Origin of the sequence: Nitrospira sp. (assembly GCA_024760545.1) — a bacterium.
Taxonomy (GTDB): Bacteria; Nitrospirota; Nitrospiria; order Nitrospirales; family Nitrospiraceae; genus Nitrospira_D.
The window spans coordinates 3,573,609-3,590,383 of record CP060501.1; the positions used below are offsets into that span (position 1 = coordinate 3,573,609).

A 16,775-nucleotide genomic window follows, 5' to 3' on the forward strand; every position below is an offset into this window, starting at 1 on the left:
TCATGATGGTGGCGCTACCGGGTGATTCGGGTCGCCCCACTCGCAACATATTCCTACTCAATCGTGCTCTATGGAGAAGAGTCCATGCTGAACCCACAGGAATTTATTGAATGTCTGAAAGAGAATGGCGTTGAGTTCTTCACGGGAGTGCCGGATTCCCTGCTTAAAGAGTTTTGTGCCTGCATCGCTCATACGAGTCGAACCGATCGGCATATCATCGCCGCGAATGAAGGCGGAGCAGTCGCACTGGCACTGGGGTACCACTTGGCAACACGCAACGTTCCACTCGTCTATTTACAGAACTCCGGGTTAGGCAACGTCATCAATCCACTTTTGTCACTGGTTGATGGAGAGGTGTATTCGATTCCTCTGCTGTTCGTCATCGGATGGCGTGGTGAACCGGGGTTCCACGATGAGCCTCAACACAAAAAGCAGGGACGAGTGATGCTTCCCATGCTCGAGGCCATGGAGATTCCCGTTTCGGTGTTGGGACCGGAGTTGGATCATGCGGGAACGATTGTGAAGGACGCACTGACATATGTCCGAAAGACCAGCACCCCCTTTGCCCTTATCATCAAACAAGGAACCTTTGGATCGTTTGTTGCCCCGCGGATAGAGAGAACGGAATTCCCCCTCACTCGGGAAGAAGCTATCCAGCAGGTGATCGATGCCCTGGAAGAGCGAGACGTGGTTATCTCTACCACCGGCATGCCTTCTCGAGAAGTGTACGAATACAGGAGCAAAAGAGGTGACGGCCATCACCGCGATTTCTTGACGGTAGGCGGCATGGGACACGCTTCGCAAATTGCGCTCGGCATTGCGCTCCAAAGACCTGAGCGTTCCGTCTATTGTCTCGATGGAGACGGCGCTCTTCTTATGCACATGGGGGCTCTGGCGCTCAATGGAACGCTAAAGCCCAGAAATTTGAAGCATATTATTCTGAATAATGGCGCCCATGATTCGGTCGGTGGCCAGCCGACGGTGGCACGGGATGTTGATATTCTGGGCATTGCTCGTGCCGCTTCCTATGAACAGGTTTTTAGGGCTCAAACGAAGCAGGAACTTCAGTCGTGTCTGGAAGAGCTGAAACGCTCAATTGGTCCGAGCCTGCTTGAGGTCTGCGTACGCCGCGGAGCAAGGAAGGACTTGGGCAGACCGGCCACCACTCCGGTTCAAAACAAGAAGGCCTTCATGGAGTTTATCGAGCACAACAGTTAGCGAATACGCGAAACTGGATATAGGTTGAGTGCTAGGTGTGGCCTCGTGGAGGGCATGGTCTCCCATTGAGGCTGAATTCAACACGATCCAGCAAGTAGCGACCCACTTTCAGCGATTCTTCTGCATCTTTGAAGCATCAATCATAGTCGACTCGCGCCAAAAACAGCCCCTGTGGGGGAGCGGTTTTGCCGGCTGCCGAGCGGTCGCGAGCTGCAAGAATGGTTTTGAGGCTGTCCGCCTGACGTTTGTGCGTGCCGACTTCCACAAGGGTTCCGACGAGCGATCGGACCATTTGCTTCAAGAACCGGTCGGCGTAAGCTTCGATCCGCAATCCTTCACCCTCTCGAAAGACGGTGAATCGTTGAAGATGACACACGGGATCATCGTTTTCTGTAGGCTGTGTCTGGAACGAAGAAAAATCGTGTGAGCCGATCAGGTAGAGGCCGGCTTTATTCATCGCCGCGTCATCGAGAGGCCGATGGATGTGCCAACGATAGTCACGTTCAACCGCCGGACGCTCCGGGCGATTCACAATGCGGTACTCATAGAGTTTGCCCTTCGCCGAATGCCTCGCATGGAATGTGTCCGGCATGAGCGTGGCTGACCGCACCACAATGCTCTCCGGCAGGTGAGCATTTAAGGCCCTGCTCCATTCACGAGGCGTCATGTCTCGGTCGGTACGGAAGCTTGCAGCCTGCCCCAGCGCATGAACTCCGGCGTCGGTACGTCCGGCGCCGATCACCGGTATTTTGGCTTGAGTGACGCCGAAGATGGCCGTTTCGACGGCTTCTTGAATCGTCGGCCGGCCGGGCTGGCGTTGCCACCCTGCATAGGCGGTGCCGTCATATTCGAGGATGAGTTTTATGGTGGGCATGAAACCCGGAGCTCGCGACCAAGGAAACGATCATCGGATATCCGATCTATTGCTGGCGAGGAACGAGACAATGCCTTGATAGAGCGATTGAGCGACATCCCTGACGAATACCGGTTTCTGGAGGAGGTCTTCTTCAGTAGGGTTCGAGATATAGGCAATCTCGGCCAAGATACTGGGCATACTCGTAAATCGCAATACGTAAAAAGGGGCTGTCTTGACGCCATGGTCGTTGACGGCGTAGTGCCCGTTCATTTGAGCGACCATCGCCTCTTTCGCGTTCCAGGCGAGCTCCAACGATTCTTCGATCTTCTTGGTGGTCAGCAAATCCGCAACGAGATATTCCCATCCGACTCCGGTGTTGCTGATGGGCGTGCCGTTTTCTCGCGCCGCCACTTCCAAGGCCCGCTGATCCTTGGCCTCTCCGAAATGATAGATTTCAATGCCTTTGACGGAACGCGAGGGATGCGAATTCACATGGATGGACACGAATAAATCGGCCTCGTGGCTATTGGCAAACTTGGCCCGGTCTCCCAGCTCGACAAAGACATCACGGTCCCGTGTCATCATCACGCGCATGCCCGGTTGCTTGCTCAAAAGCTCCCGTAGTTGAAGTCCGACTTTCAGTGTGATGTCTTTTTCTTCCGTTCGCCGAAGGCCACGTGCTCCGGGGTCCTTCCCCCCATGTCCAGGGTCTATCACAATCGTGGTGTAGTCTTTGGCAGGAGGCGCTATGGGCTGAGGGGACGGAGGGATTGAACGCGAAGGTATCTCACGTATTCCGTTTGGAGAAGCGGCACCCTGGTCTATGGAGGGGGTAACATCGACAACCAACCGGGGAGGATCGGAAAGCGCGAACTGCTTATACGTCCGAAATGATGTGGTCGGAAGGGACACGGCGACGATATGAGGAGTCAGTTGACTCACCATAAAGAGAGAAGGGACCGTACCATCAGCGGCCTTGGCCAGCGCCGGTTGACTTAACGAGGCATTGGAAAGCGCAATGACCACGCGACTCGGATTGTCTTCTCGTTGCTCGATGACCTTGGTGTGGCGATCTAAATCCATCACGAGTCGGGTTTTGCCCGGGCTGGTCATCACACGGAGGTTTCGGACAGTGACAGGAGCGAGGGATGCGGGCGTTGCCCCTACACGGGGCTTTTTCGACTTCGTCGCCGCCTGAGGACGGTGATGGTCAGGGGATTCACCCCAGGCCGGTTGAATCAGAACGGCGTGTGCGGAAATAAGGAAGATCCCGCAGAATAAAAGGTGGATAACGGGCTTGACTGAAAGCAGCCGTGGTTCTCGTGCTTGCATACGCCCTTTTCAGGCAATGAGGATGTGAAACTATTCTCAGATGTCCGTCGCCTTGTCAAGAAATACGCTAGTTAGTAATGCGGAACCCGCATTGACTGTTCCATCATCTCCGCGGTAGCGTGAAAGATGCCCACTCATCTGATCGTCGACGGATATAATCTCCTGGGAGTTGGCGGAACGCGTTCCGGACACCTCGAATCGGCACGCGAATCGTTGTTGCGGGATCTCGCGGCTTATCGTCACCGCAAGAATCATCATATTACCGTCGTGTTCGATGGCTGGCAGCAGGGCCGATCGACAGAGAAGCGGGAACATCGCGCCGGTGTACAGGTGATCTATTCGAAACGGGGAGAGCGGGCGGATCAGGTGATCCAACGGTTGGCGCGGGAATATGGGGTCGACTGCGCGGTCGTCAGTTCCGACCATGAGATCGTGAATGCGGCCAGAGCGCATGGGGCCTTCGTCATGGAAGCTCGGGAGTTTGCGGGGAAACTCCGAGGATTGACGGCTTCCGTCGGCATCGTGCCATACAAGGAACTTGATGTCGGAGATGGCGAACCCTCAAGGCGCGGACCGGAAAAGAAGGGGAATCCCCGGAAGCTTCCAAAGTCCCAAAGGCAGCGCGACCGTCAGCTCAGGCGATTTTGAATAGCTGTTTCGCATTGTCGCTGGTCTGCTTGGAAATTTGTTCCAACGACAGAGATGGGGTATGCAGGGACGCCAACTGTTGTGCGACCAGGGTCACGTAGGCGGGTTCGTTGCGCTTCCCTCGATGGGGGACGGGGGTGAGATACGGGCAGTCGGTTTCGATGAGTACGCGATCCAGCGGCGTCTGCCGGGCGATTTCGCGGAGTGCCGTTGCGTTTTGAAACGTCAGGATTCCAGAAAACGAAAGGTAAAAACCAAGATCCAGCGCCTCTTTCGCCAGCCAGCCATCCCCGGAAAAGCAGTGAAACACCCCGCCGACCTCTGATGCCCGCTCTTCCTTCAATATCGCGATCGTATCCTCCTGCGCCTCTCTCGTGTGAATGATCACGGGCAGCTTGAGTTCGCGCGCAAGCTGAATCTGTTCGCGGAACCGTTCACGCTGTTCCTTGGGAGAAGAATGATTGTAGTGATAGTCGAGCCCGATCTCTCCATAGGCCACGACCTTGCCGCTCTGCGCCAAACGGCGGAATTCATCGTACCAATTGTCCTCGATATGTTTGACCTCATGGGGATGAACCCCGACTGAGGCATACACGAAGGGAAAGCGATCGGCCAGTACGGCGGCAGATTGGCTGGTTGTGAGATCACAGCCGATGGTGATGAACATTGTGACTCCGGCCTCGCGCGCGCGGGCAATCATGGCTTCACGGTCGTCGTTGTAGCGGGCGTCGTCGAGATGTGTATGTGTGTCGATCAACATCGGCGCATCCTACCATGGTGGTGAAATCCAGGATACTCAAGTGTTCTACAATCGGTTTGTCCAGAGTGTGTCGAAGAGACATGGTCGGTGCCCATGGTTCAGCATCCCTATGATTGATCGATCACGGACTCGCACGGTCATCGTTGTCGAAGTGTAAGGGGTTCCGATGGTCGGAGAGGATGGGATCAGGAGACCGGCTTAGGAATGATCGCGGTCGCGAGCTCGTGCAACAGATGTTCTGTTTCGCCCCAGCCAAGGCAGGCATCGGTAATGGAAACGCCGTGAAGGAGGGCGACCCCTTCTTTCCATGCCTGTCTACCGGGGTTCAAGTTGCTTTCGAGCATCAGCCCCATGATGCTTTGGCGGCCTTCCCGGAATTGCCGCAACACCTCATGGGCGACAAAGCCTTGACGGGTATGGTCCTTCTTGGAATTGTCGTGTGAGCAATCGATCATGATCGGGCGGGCGATGCCTTCTTCTGCGACGGCAGCTTCTGCCTTGGCGACATGCTCGGCTTCGTAATTGGTTCTTCCGCCTCCACCGCGCAACACGATGTGGCGGTCAGGGTTACCCATCGTCTTGATGATCGCGGTTTGGCCGTCGGCGTTGATACCGACGAAATGATGTGGAATACGGGCGGAACTCATTGCGTTGATGGCAACCTGCATGCTGCCCTCGGTCCCATTCTTAAATCCGACCGGCATGGACACGCCGCTGGCCATTTCCCGATGGGTTTGGCTCTCTGTGGTGCGGGCGCCGATCGCCGCCCAACTGATCAAATCGGCGACGTATTGCGGGCTGATGGGATCCAGCAATTCCGTCCCGCAGGGGAGGCCCAACTGATTGATCCTGAGGAGAATCGCTCTCGCCAACTCCACCCCCGTCGCAATGTCACAAGTTCCATCGAGGTGAGGGTCATTGATAAGGCCTTTCCACCCGACGGTGGTCCGGGGCTTTTCAAAATAGGTTCGCATGACGATGAGGAAGCGATCACGCAGCGCATCGGCAACGGGCTTTAGTTTGGCGGCATATTCATAGGCGGCATCAGGGTCATGAATGGAACAGGGACCCACGATGACCAGCAGCCGATCACGATCTTGCCCATGGAGAATTCGGCGAATCGCTTCCCGGGTTTCGACGACCAGGGCTCCTGCTTGATCGGTAATGGGCAGTTTTGTCTTGACGGCACGGGGGGAGGGGAGTGCCTTGATTTCGATAACGTGCTGGTTGTCGATCGGTCTATTCATGAATTCCACGCACCCCGTGTTGGCCCTTGGTCGACTCTAGCCTGAAAGAGGACGAATCTAACGAATAATAGCAGAAAAGTCCATACTGCCTAACTAGGCGGCCGATCAGAGAGAATTGGGGCCTGGAGCGAGGAGTTCTTGCAATTTCAAGCATGGGTTCTTATTCTAGTGCCATGCGAGCGATGATGGCTGGATCCACGCGTTTCTCCCCGCTACTCCGTCTGGGAGTCGCGCTGGGGATGATCTGCATCATGCTGGGCATGGCGCCTTTTGCCATGGCCCAGGACGTTCATCATGAGCTGGCCGCAGCTGATTCGGATGGCCACGAACATTCGGACACCGACATTTGTCAGTGGGTTCAGCACCATACAGCCGGCTCAGTCGATTGTGATGTTCCTCGGTTAGCTCTTTGCGAATCAGTCCAACAGCGGGAGCTTCCGTCCGAAACCATTCTGCTGTCGGCAGCCCCTTCGCTCGTCGGTCCTTCTCGCGCTCCTCCCCGTTTGTAACCATCGCGTCAGTTTCAGGATAGGGAAACAGGCTGCTCGGCACGGGGTATGCCTGATTCTGTCCCATGTTTCCACGATCGTCGCGTTGTGACTGAGGAGGGGCATGATGTACCCAGTGGTGAGATGTGTACTGTGCGCAGGGTTTGCCATAGGAATGGCCTGGTGTAACTGTTCAGACATTTATGCGGCAGAGCATGATGAGCCCTTGGTCGTTAAGGGAGTGGTTCAGAATCAGGATCTTCGCCGAGTGCCACAGGCAGTGGTTGAGGTGAAGAATCAAGAGGGGGAAACGGTATCCTCCGGAGTCTCGAACGATGCCGGCGAATTCAAAGTCTCTGTCAAAGAGATCGGCACCTATTCCGTCAGCGCCCTTCAGGAAACCTATCGAAGTGAATATGTCGTGCTGACGCTGGGTGACAAGCCACCAAAACCTGTGACGCTCACCCTCTCAAAAACCACGGAAGTTGCGCTCGAGGTGGTGTCGCCGTTGCCGCCCATTCAGGCCAAAACGTCGAGTGAGACCTATTCGCTCAGCCGAAGAGAAATCGATGTTCTTCCGCGCGGGAACAACATCAATCTGGAGGATCTGTTAGTAACGATCCCAAGCGCAACCTATGGATCTTTGAAGCAGGTCCACATCCACCAGGACCATGCCAATCTTCAGTTCCGTATCGATGGGGTTCCGATTCCAGACACGGTCTCTTCAACGTTTTCGGATGTGATTACGCCCAGAGCTTGGGAGCGGGCAGATATCGTACTGGGTGGTATGGAGGCAAACGTGGGGAACAAGGCGACGGCGCTCCTCGACATCACAACCAAGAGCGGGACGAAGCCGGGGTTTGGGTCGCTTCAAATGTTCGGAGGGTCGAACAACACCATCAATCCGTCCATCGAGTACGGAGGAACCATCGGCCAGAAGTTCCGTTACTACTTCTTGAACAGCTATACGGCGACGAATCGGGGAATCGAGCCACCGACCCTCGGTCATTCCATCTTTCACGGACAGAGCGAGCGGAACCAAACGATGTTTCGCGGTGATTATCAGCATGATAACAACAATAACTTCACGTTCTTATTCTTGAACTCCGTCGCCAAGTATCAGATTCCCACGCTGCCGGGTCAGGCGCTGAATCCCACCATCGCCGGCCTGTTACCCGGAGGGTTGACCTCCGTGCCGTCGGAAATGGTGGATGAGAATCAAAAAGAGAACAATCAGTACGGCCACGTGGTCTGGAGACACGACATCAACACCCGTAACTTTTTCAGTATGGCCGGGTATTTCCGCCGCACGAGGGCCACATTCAGGACCGATCCGTTCAATGTCCTGGCGTACGTGCCGGACGAAACCGAACCTTTCTCGGCCGGTAGTCAAGATCGCACCGGTTATTCCGGCGGTGCGCGCTTCGATTACACCTTTGTCCACAGCAAGGAGCATTTGATCAAGGCGGGATTCCAGATCGATCGCACTCAGGCGATCAATAAGACGAGGCTGTTTACGTTTCTCGATGACGGGTTGGGCGGTCCAACCGGAAGTGTCATCAATGTCAATGCCGACAACCGGCTGATCGGTTGGCGCCAGGAGTTCTGGATTCAGGATCAATGGACTCCGAACGAGCACTGGACCTTCAACGTGGGCGTCCGAGGGGATGCCGTGCAGTACCAGCGAAACGAAGGGCAGATCAGCCCGCGGATCGGCGTTACGTATCGATACAACCCAGCCCACGCGTTCCACGCCTTCTATGGCCGGCTCTTTACTCCTCCGAATCTTGAGGCGATTTCCTTCACCAAGCTGAATACGGCGGGAACGAAGGCGGCTCCGGAGGATACGACCAACAATCAGCCTCGCGCCGAACGCGCCCATTATTTTCAGATCGGCAGTTCCCATGCCTTGACGGATTGGGCGACGCTGCAACTCACCGGCTACTACAAGCTGGCCAACTTCCTTTCGGATGCCGGCCAGTTTGGCACGACGCCCTTGTTGAATTATTTTGCCTTTGAGCGAGGCTGGACCAGGGGCGCCGATGCGGCGCTCAAGGTGTGGTTCATGGAGAATCTGTCGGGCCGCGGGAACATCGCGTGGGGACAGTGTAAAGGGTATGGGCTGCAATCCGGCCATTTCTTATTGGAGGCGGCCGAGATTGCGGATATCAATACCTCCAGTGGAATCCATTGTGATCACCAACAGACGTTGACCGCTTCGGGCGTGCTGAGTTATCGATTGCTCGAGCGAACGACGATCACCGGGCAGGTGTTGTTCGCATCGGGACTTCGAACGGCGGAGGAAGGTGGAAAGACCAATTCGACTCATAGCCCGTCCTACACTGTCTATAACTTTTCGATCGCCCACGTCATTCCGTTGCCCTGGGATGGGCAGAAGCTACTGCTCGGGTTCGATATCGTGAATGCCCTGGATCAAAAGTATTTCATCAATCAAGGGGAAGGTAGTATCGGCCTCGGGGTCTCTCATGCCGGGATGCCTCGGTCCTTCTTCTTCCGAGGGCAATGGTTCTTCTGATATAAGAGGATGGTATGGATGGAATCATGACGATGCTGTGCCGCGCTGGTACACGGCTCGTGTTCTCCGGTGTGCTGTGTGTGTTCCTGGGTCCGGCCGCTGCAAATGCAGCGGCGGGTGACGACGCGACCCATGAGAGCGATCACGAGGAAGACGTCCTGGAGCTGCCGGAGGTACACGTTCATGGACTGCCTCTCAATAAAGATCAGCAAGTGGGTCCTGTCGCCAAGTCCACGCTATGGCCCGCCATTCCTGCATCACTCGCCGGCCAAGAACTCGATGATTGGATGAAGGCACGCTTGTTGGTTTCCAAGCAGGCGAAGGTGACGGTCGTGGTGTTGGAGCCGTGCAAACATCGGGAACTCACGACTGCCGGAGTCAATGCGCTCGGCAGATGGACCTTCGATCCCCAGATGCGTGGGGACGATCCGGTTGACGGTGAGCTGACCGTCCGAATCCATTTTCGGACGCGGTGAAGGGTGGCTCTCTGACAATCGTCATTTACTTTATGAGCAAGAGAATGGTTGCCGCTTGACGCCCAACGGGTAACGCTTTATCGTCGCGTGCATGAGCATAGACGAGACTCTTTTTCTGGCGATCAACGGCTTGGCGGGCCGATCACCGGCTGCCGATCACTTCTTTCTCCAACTGGGACACCGGAGCCTGCTCTATGTGCCCGGGGCCTGCGCTATCGCATATTGGATATGGAGCAACCGGCGAGAGGCATTGTTAGGCGGACCGGTTCTGGCCGGCGCGGTGGGACTCGCTGATTTTATCGGTGGACAGCTCAAATGGGTCTTTGAGCGTGTCAGGCCATGCCGGGCAGTTTCCGAGGCCGTCAAAATCGAGCCGAGCGGCTGCGGAGGATTATTCAGTTTTCCGTCGAACCATGCGATCAACACGGCGGCCGCCGCGGCGTTCCTGCAAACCCTCTATCCGAGATCCGGTTGGGTCACCTGGCCGATCGTGGGACTCGTCGGATTCGCCCGCGTATATATCGGCGCGCATTATGTGACTGATGTGCTCGGCGGATGGGCGATCGGAGGACTTCTTGGTGCAGGAGCAGCATTCGTCCTGCTTCGCTGGCCACGATTCAGAAAGAAGTTAGGATCGGTGGCCGTGCCGGTAGGGGAAGCGCACGTAAGGCCGTAAAGGATTCTGCGGACTATGTCGGCTGCTCCACCGTCGCCAAAAGATCCGCTCGCAGACGATCGATATCATATCCTCGGCCGATCAATACCAGGGCCGGATCCGGTTCATCCAACAAGGTGAGCGGCGCAATTGTCGCCTGCCCAGGCGGCGCATACTGGAATTCCTGCAGCTCCGGTTCATTCGCAAATCGGAAGTAGCCTTTCGCCCGTTCCAGTTCCTTCGGAAGAGTTTTAATCCACGCCAAGAAGTGCCGGCGAATGAGCGGACCCGGTAGTGGAACTGTGGTCGCGATCGGATGGTAAGCCGCCCGTTGAAGGGAACTCGCTCGTGACTTGCTGAAGAGTACATTGGTGGGCACCGCCTGTTTCGCCGATGGATGGGGCGTCAGAAGGGCTGCGGCATCGAGTCGCGCATGGGACGTTTCCCAGAGGCGGGCATAGGGATTTTGTTCGAGAATGGTGTCGCGGAACCTTTCCCAGTGGCCAGGAACGTAGAGGTCCCGCTTGTTCAAGATCAGTTCGTCGGCACAACGGATCGCTTGGGTCGTCACATAGGCGCTGGAATGGCTTTCTTCCGTCGAGACAGGATGGAGGAGAGCAATCACCCGTTCAAGCGCAGCCAGCCGCGCCGTATAAGCATCAGTTACCGCGTCGATCACTTCGGCGGGATCGGCGAGCCCGGAACATTCCAGGATCAGAACATTCGATCCATGATCGCGCACCAGTTGCGCGATTCCCCAAGACAGGTCCTCTTTCGTGTCGCAACAGACGCAGCCTCCGGCCAGGTTCATGACCTGCTCGGCCAGTGTGCCGGCGCGAGGGCCATCGATGCTCACCGCCCCTGCCTCGTTCATGAGGACACCGGTCCGCCGTCCTTGCGCTTTCCAATATTCGAGCAAACGCATCAACAGCGTGGTCTTGCCCGCGCCAAGGGAACCGCAGAGAATATAAAACGGAACGGGAAGCGAGGCCATATCCCTCCTCAATCCAACTATACATTCTACCGGGATATGGCGAGAACCTGAAGAGGATCGACCATACCGCCATTGGGCGGAAAATTTAACGCCGTTCTGATCGGGCGATGACCATCATGAAAAATTAGGTGATGCATCCTGCCGGCTGGAGAAATCCGGCCGGGCTAGTGTATTTTGGAGCCTGAAATGGTGTGACGCTTAGCTTCTTGGTCGTAAGATAGAAAGAGACTGTCGAACCGGCATGCAGGGCTTCAGCCTAGCGAGGAGGTAGGTATGATACCACTTCTTGTCCGATTGATGAGTGGAACTGTACTGGTAGGTATAGTGATCGCGATACTTTCACAGCCGGTTTTGTCCTCCGAAAGCGGCAAAGCTTGTAGTTTGGTCACGTCGTCGGATATTGAATCCGTTCTTGGGTCGACCGTCACGTTGAATGCCGGCCAATCAATGCCGGGAGGACGTGCCGAACTCTGCGCAGGAGAAGCGCCAAGCGCCAAAGTCCTGCTGCGGTTAGTGAACGGCCTTGATCCTGGGAGAGACCGATCAGGCCGCAAGGAAAAGGCCGGTCTGGAAATGATGAAAAACATGGGGGTACAGATTGAAGTAAAAACCGCCGGACCCATTGTTTGCTCCACGTTGGTTCCGCCAGCCGGAAAGGAGCAGATAGGCTATAACACCACCTGTACGGTGAACAAAGACAAAGCAATGGCGGCCATTGAAATCACGGTGAACAACAAGTCGGACATGGTTCCTATCGACAAATTATTTCCATTGGCCGAAAAGATGTCCGGCCGATTCTAGGGGGCCGGAAATGCAGTGGGAATTGGGATGGTCGCAGTGACGATGCCGTGGTTCGGTTATCGAGCAGACCAGTTGATGGACAGACAAAGGCGAAGAACGCCTGCGAAATGGTGAAGCGACGGTTAGTGCTGGTAGCAATTCCTAACCGGATCATCCGGCGGTGAATCGTGGGCGCAGTTCGGGCCCATGGGCCGTGGCGCCCGAACATAGCCTTCTACCGTATGGTTTTTTTCTAAGATCTCAAAATGAGACTCGTGACACGATCCTGAACATCCGGTCGTGGTCGGCAATGGGTTGTTCAGGGCCACGGATTTCCCGCCGACCGGGATAAAGCGCGGATAGGATATTGTTGTTGCGCCGAACGTTAACCATCCCTGTTGCGGCGACTGCTCGACACGGGTGGTAAATGTCGGGCGTACGCGCTCAGGTCTCAACACCGTTGCCCAGGTGGGATCGTCAGGGGCGACCAAGAATGCGTTGTTCCCGCGATGACATTCGGTGCACGCCACAGTCCCGAGAGCGAATCCTTGGACGGGGTCTCGGAGCGAAGATAGCTGTACCTCGGTTGCCTCGGGTGTCCACTGTGTACGCGATGAACTCGGGTCGTTTCCCCAAAAACAGGCATGCCCTGTCGTGGCGCTTTGACAGATAATCTGGAATGATCCACCATTTCGTCCAAGCGCGATGCAGGCGCCTCTCACGTTTGGTGAGGCGTACGACCAGACGCTTGCGAATGCAGTGTGATCGACCGGTGCCTGCTCCGGACTATTGGGCGTCAGCAGGATGGTCTTGAGATTGCCGTGGCTTTCCCATTCGGAGGAAGACTGCTTCCAATCAGGTGGAACCGGCACACCTCTCGCGCGGCACGATTCCATGTAATCGCCTTCGACCGTGACGCCCAAGATCGCTGTCTGAGTTGCACCAGGCGATCGGGAGTTCCCCGCTTCTTTCGGTGGCTCGACGAACAAGCAGCCTGCGAGGAGTAGGCAGACCGAGGCCATGACATATGATCTGAGAAAACTCCCTGTTGTTCCAGAATACCTGGCACTCATCTCCGCACGTGCTGTATGGCGTTATGTGAGTAGGGTGCCTGATTATACATCACGGGGGCTGATGTCAAGGGCTCCTTTGGCCGGTTGTATTCTGTAGCGGCTACGCGCCGCTCTTCGCTCGGGGTACTACTGCACACGTTCTTGCGATAGAGAAACTATACCGGAGGCTTTCTGATTTACCAGCGCGTCTGCGGAATAACCGTGTCAGTCCTACCTGGTTTGGACCATCGGAAGTTCACGTGAACTTTCTGCTGCTCGCTGAATCCGCAGACGTTCGAGACGCGAGGCTTCGAACACGTTGTGGAGCATGTCATCCGCCACCTGGGTCAGCTGCGCCGCGGCATCTTTCATGTCGGCGTGCTCGACCAAACGCGAGACCACTTCGGCTTTGGTAGCACCTTTCTTCTGACCCATGAAGGGCTTGAGGAGGAGATAGACCACGTCTCGCACCGGCATATAGCGAAAGAAGCGGCGGAGGAGCTGAAAGGTTTGGACGGGGTAATGGATGAGTTTATAGAGAAACAGTTTTTTGATTCCTGCTTGTCGCACGCGGTTGATGGTTTCACCTGAGAGACAGGTTGGATCGATTTCTGAACATTTAAAATATTTGAACCAATCCGTGGATTCGTTGACCAGCCCGCGTTTGACGTATTCCTGCCACAAGGGTGTGCCCCGATAGACACAAAGCCGGTTGAACCCGAAGGTATCGAGGGGAAGGGCTGATGCGAAGTCGAAGGTGGCCTCCATATCCTCAATCGTCTCGTCCGGATTGCCCACCGTGAAAAATCCGTGCACGATCTCCACGCCGGCCTTTTTTGCATTCTTGACGGCGGTGGTGACCTGGTCCAGCGTCTGTTCCTTTTTCAAGCGATCGAGAATCTTCTGGCTGCCGCTCTCGATGCCGAACATCATGGCGCCGCAATTGGCCTTCGCCATGGCCGGAAACAGATGTTGGGCGACAGAATCCACACGCCCCTCAATGCCCCATCGGATCGACAGCTTTGCTTCCATGATCCCGTTGCAAATCGCCTCGATTCGCTTGGGCTGGAGCAGGAAATGATCGTCGACAAAACCGACGGACTCATAGCCCAGTTTTTCCAGATACTTGAGTTCCGCGACCACATGCTGTGGGCTACGGGCTCGCCATTTCCCTTCGTTGAAGATCGGAATGTCGCAAAAAATACAGGGCCAGGGGCACCCTCGAGAGGTTTGCATGGTCGTGAACCGTCTCATCGAGAGAACCACGGGTACATCTAATGGCATGGACTCGACATAGTCGAGTTTCAAACTCTCACGATCCGGGAAGGGCCACTGATCCAGTTGCCGCTCCATGGAGCGATTGGGATTGTGGACGACCTGCCCGTTCTTCATCCACGTCAGACCCGCGACATCTTGCGGGTTCTCGAAGTTCGCCAGCAGATCGAGCAGCAACTGTTCACCGTCCCCCCGACATACATAATCAACTTCGGGACATTGCAATTTCACCAATGGCGCATTCAGGCTGGCGAACACACCGCCGAACGCGAGCTTCACAGCCCGATTGGTTGCACGAATCTCCCGTGCAAGCATCTTGGCGTAGGGATAGCTCGTGGTACTGAGAAAACTGAGGCCGACCAGCGCCGGTTGCTCTCGATTGATTTGATCGATAATGACTTGGTTCGGGGTGTCGGGGTTGGCCTGATCGAACATCACACATTCGTGTCCTGCCTGCTTGATGACGGACGACAACGACATGATGCCGATGGGAGGAAACCCCATGACGCGAATATTGCCGTTCGTGGCGCGTGTTTTAGCGGGTAGTGCGTAGAACTGTGGATCGCGAACGTGGATCAGGTAAACGAGCATACCGGCCTCCCAACGTGGAATGGTTCCTACGGGCTACACTGCGAAGTGTGTTTTGTCGTCGGGACAACGCCGGGTCACGTCACCCGCACCTCGGTTCCAGTCTCTTTTTAGAAAAACCAAAGAGAATTCAATCGAAGTATGCCTGGGCAGAATTTGGCAGACTGGTCAAAATTGCTCACTTTTAGGAGAGATGAAGGATCCAGGAAGCTCTGCTCCACGAGCCCTACAGAATCGAATCGTGTATGGAGCTGCGGGCTGACTCTGGATGGCCTGCAGCAAGTGCGCGAAGTACCTCATCCCCATACGCCAGCAAGCTCTCTGCGTCGGCTGCCTGGGCGATCTCACGCTTGGCTCCCTCCAACGCCAACCGGATGTGCCTGGCGGCGGCCGCGCGCCGATCCTGGCTTGCGGTGCTCGTACACACGTTCTTGAGAAGCTGGATCAGGCTCCGCACGACGGTCGGCTCCTTCGCCCCGAACCGACGGATTTGTCCGGTGCTGAGCTGCAGGTAATCCGCAAAACCCGGGAACGGAATCGCCACACGCACCGTGCCCTGCTCGTCACGGTACAGCCGGTCGCCCAACCGTCGGCGAGCCAGAACGCAGAGGACTTCCGACAAGTGGTGCACGGCCTGGGTCGCTGTGTAGGGGTCGTTGATTGCCGAGGACAATGCTCTGTTACCGATATCGACCAAGCGGCGGATGCCGAAGGGAACATCTTGCAGCATCGTCCGCTCGAACCCGATCTGGACCGAGTCGCGGATTGCCTTTTCAAGTTCAGGATCAGGCGACGGATGATCGGCCGATGGGTGCCAAGCCCAAGCAATCGGCGTCCCGGCGATCACGTGATGCCCCACCGATTTGACAAGCCGAATAATCAGGTCCTTCTCCGTTGCAGTGTGGACGAGCGCTTGAGGGCTGACCTCTTGAATGTATCCGGAGCAGTGGGACGGTAGAGGAATGGCCCAGGCGGGTGGATCCGGGCAGCGCTCCTCAGATTCCGGACTGCCGATCTGGTCAGGGCAGAGGTCGTCAATAACTTGCAAGGTTTCGCGCACGATCATGCTCATGATCGTGTCGATCTGAATTGAGGAAGAAAGGTGGTGGATGAAGTAGATCAGTACGCCCAAGCTTGCCAATGCAAGCCCAAGCGATCCAGAGACGGCCAGCCGGGGCATGAACGCCGCCTCGTCGGGATTCTGGACTCCGACGGTATGTAGTCCTGCCGTGCTATATGCGAAGGCCCCCACGAAGACGCTCAGGACGAACTGCGTCCCCCGGTCTCGCATGAAATTGCGCAGCAACCGGGGGGAATACTGCCCCGAGGCGATCTGCAAGGCGATGATCGTCAGCGCAAACACCAGCCCGGTCACCGTGATCATCGTGGACGACACGACGATCAGCATTTGCCGAGCGTCTTCGGGCGTACCCTGGAAGACCAGCAATCGTAAAGGGGAGTTGTCGCCGATGGACACATGAGACAATACCGCACCCGCGACCAGGAAAATCACGACAGACACGGTCGGCATGACCCAGAGTGCGCTACGAAGATGATCCCACAAGATCCGACGCCGAATACGCACGCTCATATCGCGGCCTCCGATTGAGAGCGCTTCTACGTCATGAACGAGCAGCACCTTCGAGGTTGATGCGGACGGCGATCTCGGTAGTCCATGAAGCCGAGGCTCCAAGGTATTGATGCTGGAAGACAAACTAGCGGTATGATGAGCAACTAGTATAGCGAGATTGATCCGCACAAAGCAAAGTTCATGATCCCACGGGGGGCGAAAAACTCTGTGTTTCCATGTCTGTCCTTCTTGATTGGCCGGCCATGAAGGAGGATAATTCAGGAAAGGTAGGATGAGTCC

General features: G+C 56.1%; 15 protein-coding genes. 7 read left to right on the forward strand and 8 right to left on the reverse strand.

Annotation, left to right across the window (positions count from 1 at the left end; translation table 11 throughout):
* Positions 1-84: 84 nt before the first annotated feature.
* Positions 85-1,218, forward strand: a complete 1,134-nt coding sequence (gene aepY, locus H8K03_16950) for a phosphonopyruvate decarboxylase (GenBank protein UVT19461.1) — start codon at positions 85-87, stop codon at positions 1,216-1,218.
* A 136-nt stretch (positions 1,219-1,354) separates the two neighbouring features.
* Here aepY and truA read toward each other — a convergent pair whose 3' ends face one another.
* Positions 1,355-2,092, reverse strand: coding sequence for a tRNA pseudouridine(38-40) synthase TruA (truA, locus tag H8K03_16955; GenBank protein UVT19462.1), 738 nt, complete (start codon positions 2,090-2,092; stop codon positions 1,355-1,357).
* 30 nt (positions 2,093-2,122) lie between these two features.
* Entirely contained in the window at positions 2,123-3,406 is a 1,284-nt protein-coding gene (locus tag H8K03_16960) for an N-acetylmuramoyl-L-alanine amidase (protein ID UVT19463.1), read from the reverse strand.
* A 126-nt stretch (positions 3,407-3,532) separates the two neighbouring features.
* Here H8K03_16960 and H8K03_16965 point away from each other — a divergent pair, with 126 nt between their 5' ends.
* Positions 3,533-4,054, forward strand: coding sequence for an NYN domain-containing protein (locus H8K03_16965; GenBank protein UVT19464.1), 522 nt, complete (start codon positions 3,533-3,535; stop codon positions 4,052-4,054).
* On the opposite strand, the gene H8K03_16970 is transcribed toward H8K03_16965, so the two are convergent.
* Positions 4,041-4,814: a TatD family hydrolase gene (locus tag H8K03_16970; GenBank protein ID UVT19465.1), complete on the reverse strand. Its 774-nt coding sequence runs from the start codon at positions 4,812-4,814 to the stop codon at positions 4,041-4,043. The two genes, H8K03_16965 and H8K03_16970, sit on opposite strands and share 14 nt — an antisense overlap.
* Before the next feature lie 185 nt (positions 4,815-4,999).
* Positions 5,000-6,061: a 3-deoxy-7-phosphoheptulonate synthase gene (locus H8K03_16975; GenBank protein ID UVT19466.1), complete on the reverse strand. Its 1,062-nt coding sequence runs from the start codon at positions 6,059-6,061 to the stop codon at positions 5,000-5,002.
* 152 nt (positions 6,062-6,213) lie between these two features.
* On the opposite strand from H8K03_16975, the gene H8K03_16980 reads away from it, so the two are divergent.
* The 4 genes from H8K03_16980 (at position 6,214) to H8K03_16995 (ending at position 10,237) form a co-directional block, all read left to right on the forward strand.
* On the forward strand, positions 6,214-6,570 hold the full coding sequence (locus tag H8K03_16980) for a hypothetical protein (protein ID UVT19467.1): 357 nt from the start codon (positions 6,214-6,216) through the stop codon (positions 6,568-6,570).
* Between the two features lie 103 nt (positions 6,571-6,673).
* The gene (locus H8K03_16985; protein UVT19468.1) at positions 6,674-9,085 is read left to right on the forward strand and encodes a TonB-dependent receptor; all 2,412 of its coding nucleotides are present in this window, start codon (positions 6,674-6,676) and stop codon (positions 9,083-9,085) included.
* Positions 9,086-9,099: 14 nt separating this feature from the next.
* Positions 9,100-9,561 carry an energy transducer TonB gene (locus H8K03_16990; GenBank protein ID UVT19469.1) on the forward strand — a complete coding sequence of 154 codons (462 nt, stop codon included), beginning with the start codon at positions 9,100-9,102 and terminating at the stop codon, positions 9,559-9,561.
* A 91-nt stretch (positions 9,562-9,652) separates the two neighbouring features.
* A complete protein-coding gene (locus tag H8K03_16995; protein UVT19470.1) occupies positions 9,653-10,237 on the forward strand; it encodes a phosphatase PAP2 family protein in 585 nt (194 codons plus the stop codon).
* Positions 10,238-10,250: 13 nt separating this feature from the next.
* On the opposite strand, the gene H8K03_17000 is transcribed toward H8K03_16995, so the two are convergent.
* Positions 10,251-11,210, reverse strand: a complete 960-nt coding sequence (locus H8K03_17000; GenBank protein ID UVT19471.1) for a GTP-binding protein — start codon at positions 11,208-11,210, stop codon at positions 10,251-10,253.
* Between the two features lie 273 nt (positions 11,211-11,483).
* Here H8K03_17000 and H8K03_17005 point away from each other — a divergent pair, with 273 nt between their 5' ends.
* Positions 11,484-12,011: a hypothetical protein gene (locus H8K03_17005; protein UVT19472.1), complete on the forward strand. Its 528-nt coding sequence runs from the start codon at positions 11,484-11,486 to the stop codon at positions 12,009-12,011.
* A gap of 122 nt (positions 12,012-12,133) precedes the next feature.
* Here the strand turns inward: H8K03_17005 and H8K03_17010 are convergent, their stop codons facing one another.
* The 3 genes from H8K03_17010 to H8K03_17020 form a co-directional block, all read right to left on the reverse strand.
* Positions 12,134-13,012 carry a hypothetical protein gene (locus tag H8K03_17010; GenBank protein UVT19473.1) on the reverse strand — a complete coding sequence of 293 codons (879 nt, stop codon included), beginning with the start codon at positions 13,010-13,012 and terminating at the stop codon, positions 12,134-12,136.
* 261 nt (positions 13,013-13,273) lie between these two features.
* Positions 13,274-14,908, reverse strand: coding sequence for a B12-binding domain-containing radical SAM protein (locus tag H8K03_17015; GenBank protein ID UVT19474.1), 1,635 nt, complete (start codon positions 14,906-14,908; stop codon positions 13,274-13,276).
* A gap of 223 nt (positions 14,909-15,131) precedes the next feature.
* Positions 15,132-16,496: a DUF2254 domain-containing protein gene (locus H8K03_17020; GenBank protein UVT19475.1), complete on the reverse strand. Its 1,365-nt coding sequence runs from the start codon at positions 16,494-16,496 to the stop codon at positions 15,132-15,134.
* Positions 16,497-16,775 lie beyond the last annotated feature (279 nt).